29 protein-coding genes are annotated in these 14,668 nt (G+C 41.0%); all 29 read right to left on the minus strand.

What is annotated here, in order from left to right; all coding sequences use genetic code 11:
• Positions 1–37 precede the first annotated feature (37 nt).
• Positions 38–400 carry a 50S ribosomal protein L17 gene (gene rplQ / locus ACYQ1O_RS00600; RefSeq protein WP_459989534.1) on the minus strand — a complete coding sequence of 121 codons (363 nt, stop codon included), beginning with the start codon at positions 398–400 and terminating at the stop codon, positions 38–40.
• A gap of 17 nt (positions 401–417) precedes the next feature.
• A complete protein-coding gene (locus tag ACYQ1O_RS00605) occupies positions 418–1,437 on the minus strand; it encodes a DNA-directed RNA polymerase subunit alpha (protein ID WP_459989535.1) in 1,020 nt (339 codons plus the stop codon).
• A gap of 21 nt (positions 1,438–1,458) precedes the next feature.
• Positions 1,459–2,079, minus strand: a complete 621-nt coding sequence (gene rpsD, locus ACYQ1O_RS00610; protein ID WP_459989536.1) for a 30S ribosomal protein S4 — start codon at positions 2,077–2,079, stop codon at positions 1,459–1,461.
• Between the two features lie 18 nt (positions 2,080–2,097).
• On the minus strand, positions 2,098–2,484 hold the full coding sequence (gene rpsK / locus ACYQ1O_RS00615) for a 30S ribosomal protein S11 (RefSeq protein WP_459989537.1): 387 nt from the start codon (positions 2,482–2,484) through the stop codon (positions 2,098–2,100).
• Positions 2,485–2,517: 33 nt separating this feature from the next.
• Positions 2,518–2,874, minus strand: a complete 357-nt coding sequence (gene rpsM, locus ACYQ1O_RS00620; protein ID WP_459989538.1) for a 30S ribosomal protein S13 — start codon at positions 2,872–2,874, stop codon at positions 2,518–2,520.
• A gap of 77 nt (positions 2,875–2,951) precedes the next feature.
• Positions 2,952–3,065 (minus strand): 50S ribosomal protein L36, encoded by a 114-nt coding sequence (gene rpmJ / locus ACYQ1O_RS00625; RefSeq protein WP_243219931.1) that lies wholly within the window; start codon positions 3,063–3,065, stop codon positions 2,952–2,954.
• A 32-nt stretch (positions 3,066–3,097) separates the two neighbouring features.
• On the minus strand, positions 3,098–4,399 hold the full coding sequence (gene secY, locus ACYQ1O_RS00630; RefSeq protein ID WP_459989539.1) for a preprotein translocase subunit SecY: 1,302 nt from the start codon (positions 4,397–4,399) through the stop codon (positions 3,098–3,100).
• A gap of 23 nt (positions 4,400–4,422) precedes the next feature.
• Entirely contained in the window at positions 4,423–4,860 is a 438-nt protein-coding gene (rplO, locus tag ACYQ1O_RS00635; RefSeq protein ID WP_459989540.1) for a 50S ribosomal protein L15, read from the minus strand.
• Positions 4,860–5,045 (minus strand): 50S ribosomal protein L30, encoded by a 186-nt coding sequence (gene rpmD / locus ACYQ1O_RS00640; protein WP_459989542.1) that lies wholly within the window; start codon positions 5,043–5,045, stop codon positions 4,860–4,862. Before rpmD ends, rplO begins: the two co-directional genes overlap by 1 nt.
• Before the next feature lie 5 nt (positions 5,046–5,050).
• Positions 5,051–5,557, minus strand: a complete 507-nt coding sequence (gene rpsE / locus ACYQ1O_RS00645; RefSeq protein ID WP_459989544.1) for a 30S ribosomal protein S5 — start codon at positions 5,555–5,557, stop codon at positions 5,051–5,053.
• A 9-nt stretch (positions 5,558–5,566) separates the two neighbouring features.
• The gene (rplR, locus tag ACYQ1O_RS00650; protein WP_459990617.1) at positions 5,567–5,920 is read right to left on the minus strand and encodes a 50S ribosomal protein L18; all 354 of its coding nucleotides are present in this window, start codon (positions 5,918–5,920) and stop codon (positions 5,567–5,569) included.
• Positions 5,921–5,929: 9 nt separating this feature from the next.
• Positions 5,930–6,463, minus strand: coding sequence for a 50S ribosomal protein L6 (gene rplF, locus ACYQ1O_RS00655; protein ID WP_459989547.1), 534 nt, complete (start codon positions 6,461–6,463; stop codon positions 5,930–5,932).
• Positions 6,464–6,475: 12 nt separating this feature from the next.
• Complete coding sequence (rpsH, locus tag ACYQ1O_RS00660) at positions 6,476–6,871, minus strand: 30S ribosomal protein S8 (RefSeq protein WP_459989549.1); 396 nt, start codon at positions 6,869–6,871, stop codon at positions 6,476–6,478.
• A 22-nt stretch (positions 6,872–6,893) separates the two neighbouring features.
• On the minus strand, positions 6,894–7,199 hold the full coding sequence (gene rpsN / locus ACYQ1O_RS00665) for a 30S ribosomal protein S14 (protein ID WP_459989551.1): 306 nt from the start codon (positions 7,197–7,199) through the stop codon (positions 6,894–6,896).
• Positions 7,200–7,212: 13 nt separating this feature from the next.
• Positions 7,213–7,752 (minus strand): 50S ribosomal protein L5, encoded by a 540-nt coding sequence (gene rplE / locus ACYQ1O_RS00670; protein ID WP_459989553.1) that lies wholly within the window; start codon positions 7,750–7,752, stop codon positions 7,213–7,215.
• Between the two features lie 14 nt (positions 7,753–7,766).
• A complete protein-coding gene (rplX, locus tag ACYQ1O_RS00675; protein ID WP_459989555.1) occupies positions 7,767–8,081 on the minus strand; it encodes a 50S ribosomal protein L24 in 315 nt (104 codons plus the stop codon).
• A gap of 12 nt (positions 8,082–8,093) precedes the next feature.
• Entirely contained in the window at positions 8,094–8,462 is a 369-nt protein-coding gene (gene rplN, locus ACYQ1O_RS00680; protein ID WP_459989557.1) for a 50S ribosomal protein L14, read from the minus strand.
• Positions 8,463–8,497: 35 nt separating this feature from the next.
• On the minus strand, positions 8,498–8,761 hold the full coding sequence (gene rpsQ / locus ACYQ1O_RS00685) for a 30S ribosomal protein S17 (protein WP_459989559.1): 264 nt from the start codon (positions 8,759–8,761) through the stop codon (positions 8,498–8,500).
• Position 8,762: 1 nt separating this feature from the next.
• Positions 8,763–8,954: a 50S ribosomal protein L29 gene (gene rpmC, locus ACYQ1O_RS00690; RefSeq protein ID WP_459989560.1), complete on the minus strand. Its 192-nt coding sequence runs from the start codon at positions 8,952–8,954 to the stop codon at positions 8,763–8,765.
• Positions 8,954–9,367, minus strand: coding sequence for a 50S ribosomal protein L16 (rplP, locus tag ACYQ1O_RS00695; RefSeq protein WP_459989562.1), 414 nt, complete (start codon positions 9,365–9,367; stop codon positions 8,954–8,956). The genes rpmC and rplP overlap by 1 nt, the downstream gene beginning before the upstream one ends.
• 16 nt (positions 9,368–9,383) lie before the next feature.
• Complete coding sequence (gene rpsC / locus ACYQ1O_RS00700; protein ID WP_459989564.1) at positions 9,384–10,055, minus strand: 30S ribosomal protein S3; 672 nt, start codon at positions 10,053–10,055, stop codon at positions 9,384–9,386.
• A 9-nt stretch (positions 10,056–10,064) separates the two neighbouring features.
• Positions 10,065–10,400, minus strand: a complete 336-nt coding sequence (rplV, locus tag ACYQ1O_RS00705) for a 50S ribosomal protein L22 (RefSeq protein WP_459989566.1) — start codon at positions 10,398–10,400, stop codon at positions 10,065–10,067.
• A gap of 8 nt (positions 10,401–10,408) precedes the next feature.
• Positions 10,409–10,681 carry a 30S ribosomal protein S19 gene (rpsS, locus tag ACYQ1O_RS00710; RefSeq protein WP_459989568.1) on the minus strand — a complete coding sequence of 91 codons (273 nt, stop codon included), beginning with the start codon at positions 10,679–10,681 and terminating at the stop codon, positions 10,409–10,411.
• A 12-nt stretch (positions 10,682–10,693) separates the two neighbouring features.
• Entirely contained in the window at positions 10,694–11,521 is an 828-nt protein-coding gene (gene rplB / locus ACYQ1O_RS00715) for a 50S ribosomal protein L2 (RefSeq protein ID WP_459989570.1), read from the minus strand.
• A gap of 34 nt (positions 11,522–11,555) precedes the next feature.
• Positions 11,556–11,855: a 50S ribosomal protein L23 gene (gene rplW, locus ACYQ1O_RS00720; RefSeq protein WP_459989572.1), complete on the minus strand. Its 300-nt coding sequence runs from the start codon at positions 11,853–11,855 to the stop codon at positions 11,556–11,558.
• Positions 11,852–12,472 carry a 50S ribosomal protein L4 gene (gene rplD / locus ACYQ1O_RS00725; RefSeq protein WP_459989574.1) on the minus strand — a complete coding sequence of 207 codons (621 nt, stop codon included), beginning with the start codon at positions 12,470–12,472 and terminating at the stop codon, positions 11,852–11,854. The genes rplW and rplD overlap by 4 nt, the downstream gene beginning before the upstream one ends.
• Before the next feature lie 3 nt (positions 12,473–12,475).
• On the minus strand, positions 12,476–13,126 hold the full coding sequence (gene rplC / locus ACYQ1O_RS00730; RefSeq protein ID WP_459989576.1) for a 50S ribosomal protein L3: 651 nt from the start codon (positions 13,124–13,126) through the stop codon (positions 12,476–12,478).
• Positions 13,127–13,141: 15 nt separating this feature from the next.
• Positions 13,142–13,453 carry a 30S ribosomal protein S10 gene (gene rpsJ / locus ACYQ1O_RS00735; protein WP_459989578.1) on the minus strand — a complete coding sequence of 104 codons (312 nt, stop codon included), beginning with the start codon at positions 13,451–13,453 and terminating at the stop codon, positions 13,142–13,144.
• A 5-nt stretch (positions 13,454–13,458) separates the two neighbouring features.
• Positions 13,459–14,649 carry an elongation factor Tu gene (gene tuf / locus ACYQ1O_RS00740; RefSeq protein ID WP_459989579.1) on the minus strand — a complete coding sequence of 397 codons (1,191 nt, stop codon included), beginning with the start codon at positions 14,647–14,649 and terminating at the stop codon, positions 13,459–13,461.
• Positions 14,650–14,668: the final 19 nt, after the last annotated feature.

Consider the following 14,668-nt stretch of genomic DNA (forward strand, 5'->3'; position numbering starts at 1 on the left):
AGGCAAAAAAAAAGCCGGGAAAACCGGCTTTTTAGTTTTATTCTGGTCTGTCAACAAGCTCGACATAAGCCATTGGCGCGTCGTCACCCGGCCTAAAACCGCATTTCATAATACGCAAATAACCACCTGGACGATTTTTATAACGTGGCCCTAACTCATTAAACAGCTTAGTAACCATATCGCGATCACGTAATTTTGCAAAAGCAAGCCTTCTTTTGGCAACACTATCATCTTTTGACAGAGTAATCAGAGGCTCGGCAAAGCCTCTTAATTCTTTCGCTTTAGGCAAAGTCGTTTTAATCAACTCATGCTTAAATAATGAATTTGCCATATTACTGAATAGCGCCTTACGATGGCTACTATTCATATTAAATTTTCTACCGGATTTACGATGTCTCATTGTGAAAGACCTAATTATTAATGTGTTATTGCGTTAGATTGGTCGATAAGATTTTCTGGCGGCCAATTTTCCAACCGCATACCCAAGGACAATCCCTTCAAAGCAAGAATATCTTTTATTTCAGTTAAAGATTTTTTGCCTAAATTAGGTGTTTTTAACAACTCAACTTCTGTTCGTTGAATCAAATCACCAATGTAAAAAATATTTTCAGCTTTCAGACAATTGGCTGACCTTACGGTTAATTCCAAATCATCAACGGGGCGTAAGAAAATAGGCTCAATTTCTGGGCGGCGAGGCTCATTTTCCTTATCGGATCCGGGTTGCTCGATCTCTTTTTCAAAATCAACGAAAACAGAAAGTTGGTCATGCAATATAGTTGCAGCAAGCTTAATAGTTTCTTCAGGATCAACAGTACCATTTGTTTCAAGCTCAATAATAAGCTTATCTAAATTGGTTCTTTGTTCAACACGAGTACTTTCAACTTGATAAGCGACTTTTACAACAGGACTATAGGACGCATCCAACTGCAAGGTACCAACAGAAAGACTCTGATCTGAATTAGATTTCCTTACGCTTACAGGCTCGTAACCTCTCCCGCGCCTAACACGAATCTTCATGTTAAGTACGCCTGCTTGGGTTAAATTGGCAATAACCAAATCAGGGTTAACAATCTCGACATCATGAGACAAGACTATATCCGATGCTTTAACGCAACCTGCACCCGTTTTAGAAAGACTTAATTCAACCTCATCTTTCGAGTGCAAAATAACTGATAGCTTTTTTAAATTAAGCAAAATATCAATTACATCTTCCTGAACGCCTTCGATTGTGGTGTATTCATGTAGCACACCTTCGATTTCTACGTCAGTTACTGCACATCCAGGTATTGTAGATAACAATACCCGTCTTAGTGCATTACCTAGTGAGTGACCGAATCCACGCTCTAACGGCTCAATTACAATCCTTGAATGATTGGGAGACTTTGACTCAACCTCAACCAAACGAGGCTTTAATAAGCCAGCAATAGAACTCTGCATTTATATCCCTCAGAACTGCAATTATTTAGAGTAAAGCTCAACAACCAACTGTTCATTTATATCACTACCCAGATCAACACGATCAGGCAACGAATTAAATGTACCAGACATTGTTTTAGTGTTAACTTCAACCCAATTTGGTAAACCGTATTGCTCTGCAACAGTAAGCGCGTCAACAATACGCTGTTGTTTTTTTGCCTTTTCCCTTACCGAAACGACATCACCTGGATTAACCTGATAAGAAGGCACATTGATCAAAGAATCATTTACCATAATTGACTTATGAGAAACCAACTGACGGGCTTCAGCACGAGTAGACGCATAACCCATGCGGTAAACAACATTATCTAAACGAGACTCCAAAAGATTTAGCAGATTTTCACCTGTTGCACCTTTTTTCATATCAGCAGACTTGTAGTAGTTTCTAAACTGCTTTTCTAATATTCCATAAATTCTGCGCAAACGCTGCTTTGCTCTTAACTGCATAGCATAGTCAGAATTTCTGGTGCGCTTAGCACCATGTTGACCAGGTCTTTGATCTAATTTACATTTGTTTTCTAAGGACTTGCCTCTGCTTTTTAAAAAAAGATCAGTCCCTTCTCTACGGCTTAACTTGCAAGTAGGCCCTATATATCTTGCCATTTTCTACTCCAATTACCTTTAAACGCGACGCTTCTTGGGAGAACGGCAACCATTATGCGGGATTGGCGTCACATCGACTATGTTATTAATTTTAAACCCAAGATTGTTTAAAGACCTAACAGCTGACTCACGACCAGGACCAGGACCTTTTATCATCACGTCAACATTCTTCATACCAAATTCTTGAGCGACAATACCGGCTTTTTCTGCCGCAACCTGCGCTGCAAAAGGCGTACTTTTCCTTGAACCACGAAACCCTGACCCTCCAGAAGTAGCCCAAGACAAGGCATTACCTTTTCTATCAGTTATCGTAATGATCGTGTTATTAAAAGAAGCATGTACGTGCACAATACCATCTGCCACTTCTTTTTTAATACGCTTTCTCGCGCGATTGGGACTAGCCATTGCTCTTAATCTCTATAATTTAACAATCAAACATTATTTTCTAATTGGCTTGCGTGGCCCTTTTCGGGTACGAGCATTAGTTCTTGTTCTTTGTCCACGCAAAGGCAAGCCTCTACGATGACGAATACCACGATAGCAACCTAAATCCATCAATCGCTTGATATTCATTGACACTTCGCGCCTCAAATCACCCTCAACAGTCATTTTTGACACAACCGTACGAATAGACTCAATTTGCTCTTCAGCAAGGTCTTTAATTTTAACAGTAGGAAGAATACCTACTTCGTTACAAATATCACTAGCCGTTTGGCGTCCAACACCATAAATTGCAGTCAATGCAATTACCGCGTGCTTGTGATCTGGTACATTTATACCGGCAATACGTGCCATTCAGATACTCCCCCGAGTAGTCTTTTTAAAGTTAAGCCTAGAATTGTAGCACTAGGATAAACACGAAGCAAGAAAATTTAACCTTGCCTTTGTTTATGTCTACCATCTACACAGATGACCCTTACTACACCGTTTCTCTTAACGATTTTACAATTTCTGCAAATTGTTTTAACTGATGCGCGAACTTTCACTACAACCCTCTCAAATGCCTTATGGCAAAGATTTATTTTTTCAAATTAGCTTTTTTCATCAAGCCTTCGTATTGTTGCGACATAACATGAGTTTGAACTTGAGAAATAAAATCCATAACCACAACAACAATAATCAATAAAGATGTTCCACCAAATGTAAATGGAACATTCCAATAAACAATCAAGAACTCAGGAAGCAAACAAACCAAAGTGATGTAAAAACCGCCAATCAAAGTTAGACGGGTCATTACCTTATCAATATAGTTTGTTGTCTGGATACCAGGTCTTATACCAGGCAAAAAAGCACCTGACTTCTTTAAATTCTCAGCCGTTTCTTTAGCATTAAAAACCAAAGCGGTATAAAAAAAACAAAAGAAAATAATTGCAGCAGCATACAACATCACGTAAACGGGTTGACCAGGTGACAGCATAGTGGCGACATCTTGAAGCCAAGAAAAGCCCTCGCTATTTCCGAACCAACCAGCCACAGTGGCCGGGAATAAAATAATGCTAGAAGCGAAGATTGGAGGAATTACTCCAGCCATATTAAGCTTTAATGGTAAAAAACTACTCTGGGCACCATACAACTTTCTACCTTGTTGGCGCTTCGGGTAATTGATCAAAATACGTCTCTGACCTCTTTCCACAAAAACAACAAGAGCAGTAACAGAGATAGACAAGGCAAACAAAAGGATAATCAACCCAGCATTCATCTCTCCTGTACGAGCTAACTCCAATGTTCCGCCCACAGCCTTAGGCAAGCCCGAAACGATACCAGCAAAGATTATCATGGATATTCCATTACCAATGCCACGCTCAGTAACCTGTTCGCCTAACCACATCAAGAACACAGTACCTGTTACCAAAGTAATCGTTGTAATTGCAACAAATGAAATACCTGGACTTACAACAACAGATAACCCACCTGCTGTTTGATTCTGCAATGCTAATGATATGCCAATTGCTTGAAACGTTGCCAAAACAACAGTCCCATAACGGGTGTACTGTGATATTTTTCTTCTACCTGACTCGCCCTCTTTTTTCATCTGCTCCATTGTTGGCACAACGACAGTCATCAATTGCATAATAATAGATGCAGAAATATATGGCATAATCCCCAAGGCAAATAAGCTTAGCCGCATCAAAGCCCCACCTGAGAACATGTTAAACATGTCCAGTATAGACCCACTTTGTTGCTCAAACATCGCAGCCAAAGCTTTTGGATCAATCCCAGGAACAGGAATATGCGAACCTATGCGATAAACAACGAATGCACCAAGAACAAAAAACAATCTTGCCTTTAATTCTGAAAAATCACCGTCTTTATTAGCCATCTGAGTCCTTGAAGATTTTTAGCTTACGCTTCGATTTTACCGCCAGCAGCCTCAACGGATGCTTTTGCGCCAACTGTAACCTTAATTTCTTTCGAAATAGTCACAGCTTTTGACAATGAACCTGATTTGATTATTTTTACCTTCTTAGTAAAAATTGGAACAATGTTGGCGTCTATTAAAGATTTCAAATCAACAACATCAACGCTCAGGCTATTCAATTCACCTAATCTCACTTCCGCAGAAAGCATTTTTAGATGAGAAACAAATCCAATTTTTGGCAAACGGCGTTGTAAAGGCATTTGACCACCCTCAAAACCCACTTTGTGAAAACCACCACTACGTGCTTTTTGACCTTTGTGACCACGTCCGCATGTTTTACCTAGCGTACAACCAATACCACGACCAACTCTTTTTGATTTTTTTCTTGAGCCTTCGCTCGAACTAATTGTATTTAAATACATTAGATTTCCTCAATCTTAAGCATGTATGAAATTTTATTTATCATGCCTCTAAATTCTGGAGTATTAGGAACCTGGATGGTTTGATTCATCTTCTTCAACCCCAAACCCTTCAAGCAAGCTTGATGTCTTGGCAGACGACCAAATTTGCTTTTAACCATAGTGACACTTAACGTAGTTGCTGCCATAACAATCATCCAATAATTTGATCAACACTCAAACCACGTTTAGCCGCGATTTGTGAAGGACTGTGCATACTTGTCAAACCATTAATTGTCGCTCTCACAACATTAATTGGATTGCTTGTACCAATACATTTAGCCAAAACATTGTGTACACCAACAACTTCAAATACCGCACGCATCGCACCACCAGCAATAATGCCTGTACCTTCAGATGCAGGTTGCATATATACTTTCGCAGCCCCTGTTACATTCATAACAGGATATTGAAGCGTATCGCCTTTTAAGGCAACTTTACGCATGTTTTTTCGTGCTTGTTCCAAAGACTTTTGAATCGCGATAGGTACTTCACGGGCTTTACTTACACCATAGCCCACTCGTCCTTCACCATCACCAACAACTGTCAAAGCAGTAAAGCCGAAAACCCTACCACCTTTTACAACTTTTGCCACTCGTCTTACGTTAACAAGCTTCTCTTGCAAGCCGTCAGTACTGCCTTGTGCGGGTGCTGTAGCCATTTTCTTCTCCTAAAATTTCAAACCTGCTTCACGAGCAGCTTCAGCTAATGCTTTAACACGACCGTGGTATTTAAAACCAGAACGATCAAAGGCAACATTGGTAACACCAGCTGCCAAAGCTTTTTGAGCGATGAACTTACCCACTTCAGCTGCAGCAGCAATATTGCTTGTATTTTTTAAATTGCTTTTAATTTCTGCTTGCGTTGTAGATGCGCTGGCAATAGTTGTACTGCCATCACCACTAATAACTTGTGCATACATATGCTGTGAAGTTTTGTGGATGGTCAGTCTTGTTGCTTTAAGTTTTTTAATTTGGCTACGCAATTTTAATGCGCGCTTCATTCGAGTCTGTTTCTTTTGCATCATGTCACCTTACTTTTTCTTAGCTTCTTTTCTTGCAACATGTTCGTCGCTATATCTGACCCCTTTACCTTTATAAGGCTCAGGTGGACGATAAGCTCTAATTTTGGCTGCAACTTCTCCGACCAATTGTTTGTTGCTACCCTTTACGACAATCTCAGTCTGTGAAGGCGTCTCAACCGTAATACCAGCAGGAACTTCGTAATCAACTGGGTGAGAAAACCCTAACGATAAAGACAATATTTTGTCTTTCGCTTGAGCTCTATATCCAACACCGATCAGGGTGAGCTTTTTCTCAAAGCCAGCTGAAACGCCTGTAACCATATTATTCACAATAGCTCTAGCTGTACCTGCTTGTGCCGTTGCTTTCTTATCATCTCTATTCCATTCAACTTGTAACACATTATCTGCAATCGCAAATGTTACAGCCGCATTAAAGTCGTAAGACAACTCGCCTTTGCTACCTTTAACGGTCATTTGATTTCCATCGACCTTTACGTTAACGCCACTTGGAATAGTGACAGGGGCTTTTGCAATTCTTGACATATCAGGCCTTCGTTAACAAACAGTACATATAACTTCACCGCCATGACCAATTGCACGAGCGGCTCTATCTGTCATTACGCCATTCGAGGTTGATACAATAGCAATACCTAAACCACCTAATACCTTTGGCAGTTCATCTTTTGATTTATAGATGCGCAAACCAGGTCTGCTCACTCTGTCAATGCTCTCGATTACAGGAAGACCTTTGTGGTACTTCAGTTCAATTGTCATCTCACTGTGTGAACCAATGGTTTCTACGCTAAAATCTTTTATATATCCTTCTTCTTTAAGTACTTTTGCAATCGATACTTTTAATTTAGAAGAAGGTTGTTTTACAGTTTTTTTGCCAGCAGATTGACCGTTTCTTATACGGGTCAACATATCTGCTACTGGATCAGTCATGCTCATAATAAAGTCTCCAAACTTGATGTTACCAACTGGCTTTAACGACACCAGGAACATCGCCACGCATTGTTGCTTCGCGTAACTTGTTTCTGCTTAAACCGAATTTACGGTAAAAACCGTGTGGTCGTCCTGTTAAATTACAGCGGTTGTGAACACGTGTCACACTAGAATCTCTAGGTAGTTTTTGGAGCTGCACTTGAGCGGCTTCACGGTCTTCAAAAGATGTATTAGGATCTCTAATAGCTTCTCTCAAAGCCTTACGCTTGACATCATATTTTTCTACTAATTTCTTACGCTTTACTTCGCGCGCAATCATTGACTTCTTTGCCATACAAAATCGCTCTTTAGTTTTTAAATGGAAAGTTAAACAACTTTAACAAGGCCAATCCCTCTTCATTTGTTTTAGCTGTTGTTGTAATAGTAATATCCATACCACGTAAAGCATCGATTTTGTCATAATCAATTTCTGGGAAAATTATTTGCTCCTTAACTCCCATTGAATAATTACCTCTGCCATCAAAGCTTTTAGCACTCAAGCCTCTAAAATCGCGGATTCTAGGAATTGAGATACTAATTAAACGATCCAGAAATTCATACATTCTGTCGCTACGTAAAGTGACTTTACATCCTATTGGCATATCGTCGCGAATTTTAAAGCCTGCGATTGACTTTCTAGCCAATGTAATGACTGGCTTTTGACCAGCTATTTTTTCCATGTCACTGACTGCTGATTGCAAAATCTTTTTGTCTGCAACGGCTCCACCCACACCCATATTAAGAGTGATTTTTGTGATTTTTGGTGCCTGCATAACAGATTTGTAACCAAATTGCTCAATCAATGCCGGCAATATTGTTTCTTTATAAACGGTTTCTAGTCTAGCCATAATTCATCTACACCTTATGCATCAACAACTTCGTTTGTTGATTTAAAATATCTGACTTTTTTTCCGTCTTCCAGAAATCTAAAGCCAACACGATCAGCTTTTTTGGTCGCTGGGTTATATAAGCCAACATTGGAAATGCTGATTGGCATGTCTTTTTCAATAATTCCACCGGAAACACCAGTGTTAGGATTGGCTTTCTGTGTTTTTTTGACGCGATTAACGCCCTCAACCAATACTTTTCCGTCTAAAATTTTTGTGACGCGACCGCTTTTGCCTTTATCTTTACCAGTCAAAACAACGACATCATCACCTTTTTTAATCTTTTGCATACTGACCCTTCCTTATAATACTTCTGGAGCTAATGAGATAATTTTCATAAATTTCTCACCTCTAAGCTCACGTGTAACAGGGCCAAAAATACGCGTTCCTAACGGCTGCAAATTATTGTTCAAAATAACCGCAGCGTTGCCGTCAAAACGGATAACAGATCCATCTGGACGACGAACACCACTGCTGGTACGTACAACTAAGGCATTATAAACTTCACCTTTTTTGACTCTACCACGTGGAATAGCGTCTTTAATACTGACTTTGATAATATCGCCGATGCCTGCATATCGTCTATGCGACCCACCCAATACTTTGATACACATGACCCTTTTGGCACCGCTGTTATCGGCGACGTCAAGGCTAGTTTGCATCTGAATCATGATTATTTCCTAATAATTAAATTAGACAGCAAATGCTATCTGTTTGTACTTTCTAGAACTTGCACAAGTTTGAAGCTTTTGTGCTTAGACATCGGTCTACATGAAGTGATTGAAACAAGGTCACCTTCCTTACAAAGGTTTTGTTCATCATGGATCATCATTTTTGTTGAGCGTTTAATGTATTTTCCATAAACAGGATGTTTTACAACACGCTCAACTAAAACTGTCGCCGACTTGTCCATTTTATTGCTTACTACACGACCAGTAATGGTTCTTAGCTTGGATTGGTTTTCACTCATATTATGCGCCAGCCATTTCTTTCAATATTGTTTGTATACGAGCGACATCACGCCTTACAACTTTTACTTGGTGCGATTTGCTCAATTGTCCAGTCGCTTTTTGCATCCGTAGAGTAAATTTCTCACGAGAAAGGTCGTTTAATAGTGACTGCAATTCGTCTTTTGATTTTTGGCGTAATTCACTTGCTTTCATTACATTATTGTCCGGGCAGTAAATAGTGTTTTTAAAGGTAACTTCGCAGAGGCTAACGCAAACGCTTCTCTTGCTAATTCTTCTGAAACACCTTGGATTTCATACAACATCATCCCTGGTCTAACTTGGGCAACCCAGTATTCTACACTACCTTTCCCTTTACCCATACGAACTTCTAAAGGTTTTTTAGTAATCGGCTTATCAGGGAACACTCGAATCCAAATTTTACCGCCACGCTTGACATGACGAGAGATTGCTCTTCTTGCGGCCTCGATTTGTCTTGCCGTCAAACGACCTCTATCAACTGATTTAAGGCCATATTCACCAAAACTAACTGAAGAACCACGAACTGCAATACCGTTGTTTCTTCCTTTATGCTGCTTACGAAATTTTGTTCTTTTAGGTTGAAGCATGTCTTGTTCCCTTCAACTATTTTTTAGTGTCTGAATTAATGGCTGCCAAATGCGCATCCATATCGAAAACCTCACCTTTGAATATCCACACTTTAATGCCGATAATTCCATAGGTGGTGTTGGCTTCTGCTGTTGCATAATCAATATCGGCACGTAATGTGTGCAAAGGCACACGGCCTTCCCTGTACCATTCAGTACGGGCAATTTCGGCGCCATTTAAACGACCACCTAAACTGATCTTGATTCCTTCAGCACCTAGACGCATTGTATTGGTTACGGCACGCTTCATAGCGCGACGATACATAATACGTTTTTCCAATTGCTGTGCAACGCCTTCGGCGACTAATTGGGCATCTAACTCAGGCTTTCTGATTTCTTCAACATTCAGCTGGACAGGAACACCAATCATTTTGGAGATTTCTTGTCTCAACACATCAATGTCTTCACCTTTTTTACCAATCACAATACCAGGACGGGCTGTATGCACAGTGATATGCGCATTATTGGCCGGACGGTTGATTTGGATACGGCTTACAGACGCATGTGCGAGCTTTTTCTTAATGAATTCTCTGACAGTTAAATCTTGATGCAAAAATAATGGATAATCTTTGCTGCTTGCATACCATCTTGAATTCCAATCTTTGACAATACCAAGGCGTATACCAATTGGATGTACTTTCTGACCCATTTCCTGCCCCTACAGAGTTTCTTCGACTTTAATTGTAATGTGGCAGGTTCTTTTAAGGATACGGTTACCACGTCCTTTAGCTCTTGCCTTAAACCTTTTCATCGTCGCGCCTTCATTTACGAATACGGTCGATACTTTTAAATCATCAATATCAACACTCTCGTTATGCTCTGCATTGGCAACAGCGGACAAGAGTATTTTTTTTAATATTGCGCCGCCTTTTTTTGAGCTAAACGTCAGAATATCGAGTGCTTTATGAACAGGCAATCCACGAATCTGGTCGCCAACAAGACGTGCTTTTTGTGCCGATAAAGGCGCATTGCTTAATTTTGCTGAGATTTCCATATAGAGAATTACCTAGATTTCTTATCGACCACATGGCCTTTGTAGGTGCGGGTAGGTGAAAACTCACCCAATTTATGCCCAATCATATTTTCAGAAATTAACACGGGTATGTGCAATTTTCCGTTGTGGACAGCAATCGTTAAACCCAACATTTCCGGAAGAATCATCGATCTTCTTGACCAAGTTTTAATCGGTTTCCTATTATTAGTCTTGACTGCATCTTCAATTTTTTTGAGAAGATGATGATCAATAAAAGGACCTTTTTTAATTGAACGTGGCACTTTAAACCCTCACTATTTTTGCTTGCGGCGTCTGACGATCATATTGTCAGTGCGTTTGTTTTTTCTGGTTTTATAACCTTTAGTTGGCATACCCCAAGGAGAAACTGGATGCCTGCCACCTGAAGTACGACCTTCACCACCACCGTGCGGATGGTCAACCGGGTTCATTACAACCCCCCTTACGGTAGGTCGGATGCCGCGCCATCTTGATGCGCCCGCTTTACCTAGCGAAGAAAGATTATGCTCAGAATTAGATACCTCACCAATTACAGCACGACAATCAGCCATAACTTTACGCATCTCACCAGAACGTAATCTGATTGTTGCATGCATGCCATCCCTTGCTACCAACTGCACAGAAGTGCCTGCACTTCTAGCAATTTGGGCACCTTTACCAGGCTTTAGCTCAACACAATGCAGTGTTGTACCCATTGGTATATTTCTTAATGGCATACAGTTGCCGGGTTTGACAGGCACTGTCTCGGATGACAATATTTCTTGACCAACTTCCAGACCTTTTGGAGCGATAATATATCTGCGCTCACCATCCTTAAACAGGATTAAGGCGATATTAGCTGTGCGGTTTGGATCATATTCCAAACGTTCTACTACTGCCGGAATATCCAGCTTGTTTCTTTTAAAGTCGATAATACGGTAATGTTGTTTATGACCACCACCGACATGGCGTGTCGTAATACGCCCCATATTGTTACGACCACCCGTTTTGCTATTTTTTTCAAGCAAAGGGGCATATGGCTTGCCTTTATGCAAACCATCAGTTTTGATGCGTATTACAAACCTCGATCCTGGTGATGTCGGTTTTGACTTTACAATCGCCATGATTTTACCGTTTCCTATTGGCCTTCTTTATTTATTAAACAGCGGAAAATTCTATATCGTGGCCTGGTTTTAACTTAACGTAGGCCTTTTTCCAATCAGATTTATGATAAACGGAACGTCCGAACCGCTTTTCTTTGCCTTTAACATTGAGTACGTTGACAGAATCAACCTCAACATTAAACATGGCTTCCACCGCGTCTTTTATTTCAATTTTGTTTGCACTTTTTTTAACTTTAAACACAAATTGGCGATTTTTTTCAGCACCAATTGTTGCTTTTTCTGAAATGACTGGTGCTTCAATAATTGAAGCTAATTCATATACGCTTAATTTCATGCTAAATGCTCCTCAATTTTCTTCAGCGCATCTGGCGTCATGATAACCTTATCGGCACCAACTAAAAGTACAGGACTTAAGTTAATAGCTTCGATAACTTCAACATATGGAATATTTCTAGCTGCCAAAAACAAATTTGGCTCAACATCCGCAACCACTATCAAAATACGTTTGCCAACAACTTCTTTTAAAGAAGCCAACAACTCTTTCGTTTTAGGAGTGCTTGGCACGATAGCATTACTAACTACCAAACGCTCTTGTCTCAATAATTCAGAAAGAATTGAGCGAATACCAACACGGAACATTTTTTTGTTCAGTTTTTGTTCGTATGATCTTGGTCTTGCAGCAAAAGTAACACCACCTGTCCGCCAAATTGGGCTTCGTGTACTACCTGAACGAGCTTGACCCGTTCCTTTTTGACGCCAAGGCTTACTTCCGCCGCCGCTTACGTCAGAACGTGTTTTTTGGGCTTTAGTACCTGCTCTTGCACCCGCAAGGTAGCGAGTCACAAGCTGATGAACTAATGTTTCGTTATACGTTTGACCAAATACAGCTTCTGCCACTTCTAGTGATGCAACTGCATCCTTTGAACTTAACGCTGGGATATGTAAACTCATGACTTATCCTTTTCTCTTAACTTTTGAAGCTGGCGTGATAACAACATCACTTCCTTTTGAACCAGGCACAGCCCCTTTAACCAATATCAAGTTACGCTCAACATCGATGGCTTGAATAGTCAAATTTTGCACAGTAGTAATAGCCGCGCCCATATGACCCGCCATTTTTTTACCCTTAAAAACTCGACCAGGAGTCTGGTTCATACCGATAGAGCCTAATACCCTATGCGATACTGAGTTGCCGTGGGTAGCATCTTGCATATGGAAATTGTGGCGTTTGATACCACCAGCAAATCCTTTACCAATGCTTCTAGCCTGAACATCAACCACTTGACCTTCACTAAAGACACCAACGGATAATTCAGAACCGGCAGACAAATCATTGCCTTCGTTTTCAGCAAGACGAAACTCCCAAAGACCACGACCAGCAGTCACATTTGCAGCAGCATAATGCCCTGCCATTGCTTTATTGACTCTCGATGATTTAACTTCACCTGCTGTTACTTGGATCGATTTGTATCCATCACGCTCAACAGTTTTAACCTGAGTGACCCGATTAGAATCAATCTGTAACACTGTAACCGGTACAGAAGTTCCATCTTCACAAAAAACTCTGGTCATTCCACATTTACGACCAATAAGACCTATTGACATCTGCCAATTCCTCAATTAATTCAACTTTATTTGAACATCCACGCCAGCTGCAAGATCAAGCTTCATCAATGCATCAACGGTTTTGTCTGTTGGTTCAACAATATCCAACAGCCTTTTGTATGTTCTTAATTCATATTGATCACGCGCATCTTTATTTACATGCGGTGATATCAAAATGGTGAAACGTTCTTTTTTAGTAGGCAAAGGAATAGGACCCTTTATCTGGGCGCCCGTTCTTCTTGCTGTTTCTACTATCTCGCTAGCCGATTGATCGATCAATTTATGGTCGAAAGATTTCAAACGGATTCTGATAGTTTGATTAGACATATTTATTACTCAATGATTGAAGCAACAACACCCGCGCCGACAGTACGACCACCTTCACGGATTGCAAAACGTAGACCTTCTTCCATAGCGATTGGTGAAATCAGTTTCACGCTAACGGAGATGTTGTCACCAGGCATTACCATTTCAACGCCTTCTGGCAATTTAACTGCGCCAGTTACGTCTGTGGTACGGAAGTAGAACTGTGGACGGTAACCGTCGAAGAATGGCGTGTGACGACCACCCTCTTCTTTTGACAACACGTAGATTTCTGCGTTGAAATGGGCATGCGGCTTGATGGTGCCTTTGTGCGCCAATACTTGACCACGTTCCACGTCATCACGTTTAGTACCACGCAACAATAAACCAACGTTATCGCCCGCTTCACCTTGATCCAACAATTTACGGAACATTTCAACACCAGTTACGGTGGTTGTCACAGTGGCTTTGATGCCGACGATTTCAACTTCTTGACCGACTTTGATGATACCGCGCTCAATACGGCCAGTTACTACAGTACCACGGCCTGAAATCGAGAATACGTCTTCGATTGGCATTAGGAATGCACCATCAACGGCACGTTCTGGTTCTGGGATATAGCTGTCTAGCGCTTCAACAAGACGGACAACAGAGGCTTCGCCGATGTCGCTTTGGTCGCCTTGCAAGGCCAATAAGGCTGAACCACGGATGATTGGGGTATCGTCGCCTGGGAATTCGTACATATCGAGCAGTTCGCGCAATTCCATCTCAACCAGTTCGATCAACTCTTCGTCGTCAACCATGTCGGCTTTGTTCAGGAACACAACAATATAAGGTACGCCAACCTGTCTTGATAACAGGATGTGCTCACGCGTTTGTGGCATTGGGCCGTCAGCTGCTGAACAAACCAAAATAGCGCCATCCATTTGCGCCGCACCGGTGATCATGTTTTTTACATAGTCAGCATGGCCTGGGCAGTCAACGTGTGCGTAATGGCGTTTTGATGATTCATATTCAACGTGTGATGTTGCAATGGTGATACCACGCGCACGCTCTTCGGGTGCATTATCAATTTGGTCGAACGCTTTAACCGCACCACCGTGGATTTTTGCCATTACAGTAGTCAATGCTGCTGTCAAGGTTGTTTTGCCGTGGTCAACGTGACCGATCGTGCCTACGTTTACGTGCGGCTTATTTCTGGAAAATTTTTCTTTGGCCATGAGTTAATACCTTTGTTTT

It is taken from the genome of Methylosoma difficile (assembly GCF_054657615.1).

Coding starts and splice junctions, on each gene's coding strand:
- rpsH (WP_459989549.1), bottom strand. CDS start 6,871: ATGAGCATGACTGATCCAGTAGCAGATATGTTGACCCGTATAAGAAAC.
- rpsC (WP_459989564.1), bottom strand. CDS start 10,055: ATGGGTCAGAAAGTACATCCAATTGGTATACGCCTTGGTATTGTCAAA.
- rplQ (WP_459989534.1), bottom strand. CDS start 400: ATGAGACATCGTAAATCCGGTAGAAAATTTAATATGAATAGTAGCCAT.
- rplF (WP_459989547.1), bottom strand. CDS start 6,463: ATGTCAAGAATTGCAAAAGCCCCTGTCACTATTCCAAGTGGCGTTAAC.
- rpsM (WP_459989538.1), bottom strand. CDS start 2,874: ATGGCACGTATTGCCGGTATAAATGTACCAGATCACAAGCACGCGGTA.
- rplD (WP_459989574.1), bottom strand. CDS start 12,472: ATGAGTTTACATATCCCAGCGTTAAGTTCAAAGGATGCAGTTGCATCA.
- rpsK (WP_459989537.1), bottom strand. CDS start 2,484: ATGGCTAGTCCCAATCGCGCGAGAAAGCGTATTAAAAAAGAAGTGGCA.
- rpsJ (WP_459989578.1), bottom strand. CDS start 13,453: ATGTCTAATCAAACTATCAGAATCCGTTTGAAATCTTTCGACCATAAA.
- secY (WP_459989539.1), bottom strand. CDS start 4,399: ATGGCTAATAAAGACGGTGATTTTTCAGAATTAAAGGCAAGATTGTTT.
- rplC (WP_459989576.1), bottom strand. CDS start 13,126: ATGTCAATAGGTCTTATTGGTCGTAAATGTGGAATGACCAGAGTTTTT.
- ACYQ1O_RS00605 (WP_459989535.1), bottom strand. CDS start 1,437: ATGCAGAGTTCTATTGCTGGCTTATTAAAGCCTCGTTTGGTTGAGGTT.
- rpsE (WP_459989544.1), bottom strand. CDS start 5,557: ATGGCTACAGCACCCGCACAAGGCAGTACTGACGGCTTGCAAGAGAAG.
- rpsD (WP_459989536.1), bottom strand. CDS start 2,079: ATGGCAAGATATATAGGGCCTACTTGCAAGTTAAGCCGTAGAGAAGGG.
- rplR (WP_459990617.1), bottom strand. CDS start 5,920: ATGCAAAAGAAACAGACTCGAATGAAGCGCGCATTAAAATTGCGTAGC.
- rplW (WP_459989572.1), bottom strand. CDS start 11,855: ATGAAATTAAGCGTATATGAATTAGCTTCAATTATTGAAGCACCAGTC.
- rpmC (WP_459989560.1), bottom strand. CDS start 8,954: ATGAAAGCAAGTGAATTACGCCAAAAATCAAAAGACGAATTGCAGTCA.
- rplB (WP_459989570.1), bottom strand. CDS start 11,521: ATGGCGATTGTAAAGTCAAAACCGACATCACCAGGATCGAGGTTTGTA.
- rpmD (WP_459989542.1), bottom strand. CDS start 5,045: ATGGCAGCAACTACGTTAAGTGTCACTATGGTTAAAAGCAAATTTGGT.
- rplO (WP_459989540.1), bottom strand. CDS start 4,860: ATGTATTTAAATACAATTAGTTCGAGCGAAGGCTCAAGAAAAAAATCA.
- rplN (WP_459989557.1), bottom strand. CDS start 8,462: ATGATTCAGATGCAAACTAGCCTTGACGTCGCCGATAACAGCGGTGCC.
- rpsN (WP_459989551.1), bottom strand. CDS start 7,199: ATGGCAAAGAAGTCAATGATTGCGCGCGAAGTAAAGCGTAAGAAATTA.
- rplP (WP_459989562.1), bottom strand. CDS start 9,367: ATGCTTCAACCTAAAAGAACAAAATTTCGTAAGCAGCATAAAGGAAGA.
- rplE (WP_459989553.1), bottom strand. CDS start 7,752: ATGGCTAGACTAGAAACCGTTTATAAAGAAACAATATTGCCGGCATTG.
- tuf (WP_459989579.1), bottom strand. CDS start 14,649: ATGGCCAAAGAAAAATTTTCCAGAAATAAGCCGCACGTAAACGTAGGC.
- rplX (WP_459989555.1), bottom strand. CDS start 8,081: ATGCAAAAGATTAAAAAAGGTGATGATGTCGTTGTTTTGACTGGTAAA.
- rpsQ (WP_459989559.1), bottom strand. CDS start 8,761: ATGAGTGAAAACCAATCCAAGCTAAGAACCATTACTGGTCGTGTAGTA.
- rplV (WP_459989566.1), bottom strand. CDS start 10,400: ATGGAAATCTCAGCAAAATTAAGCAATGCGCCTTTATCGGCACAAAAA.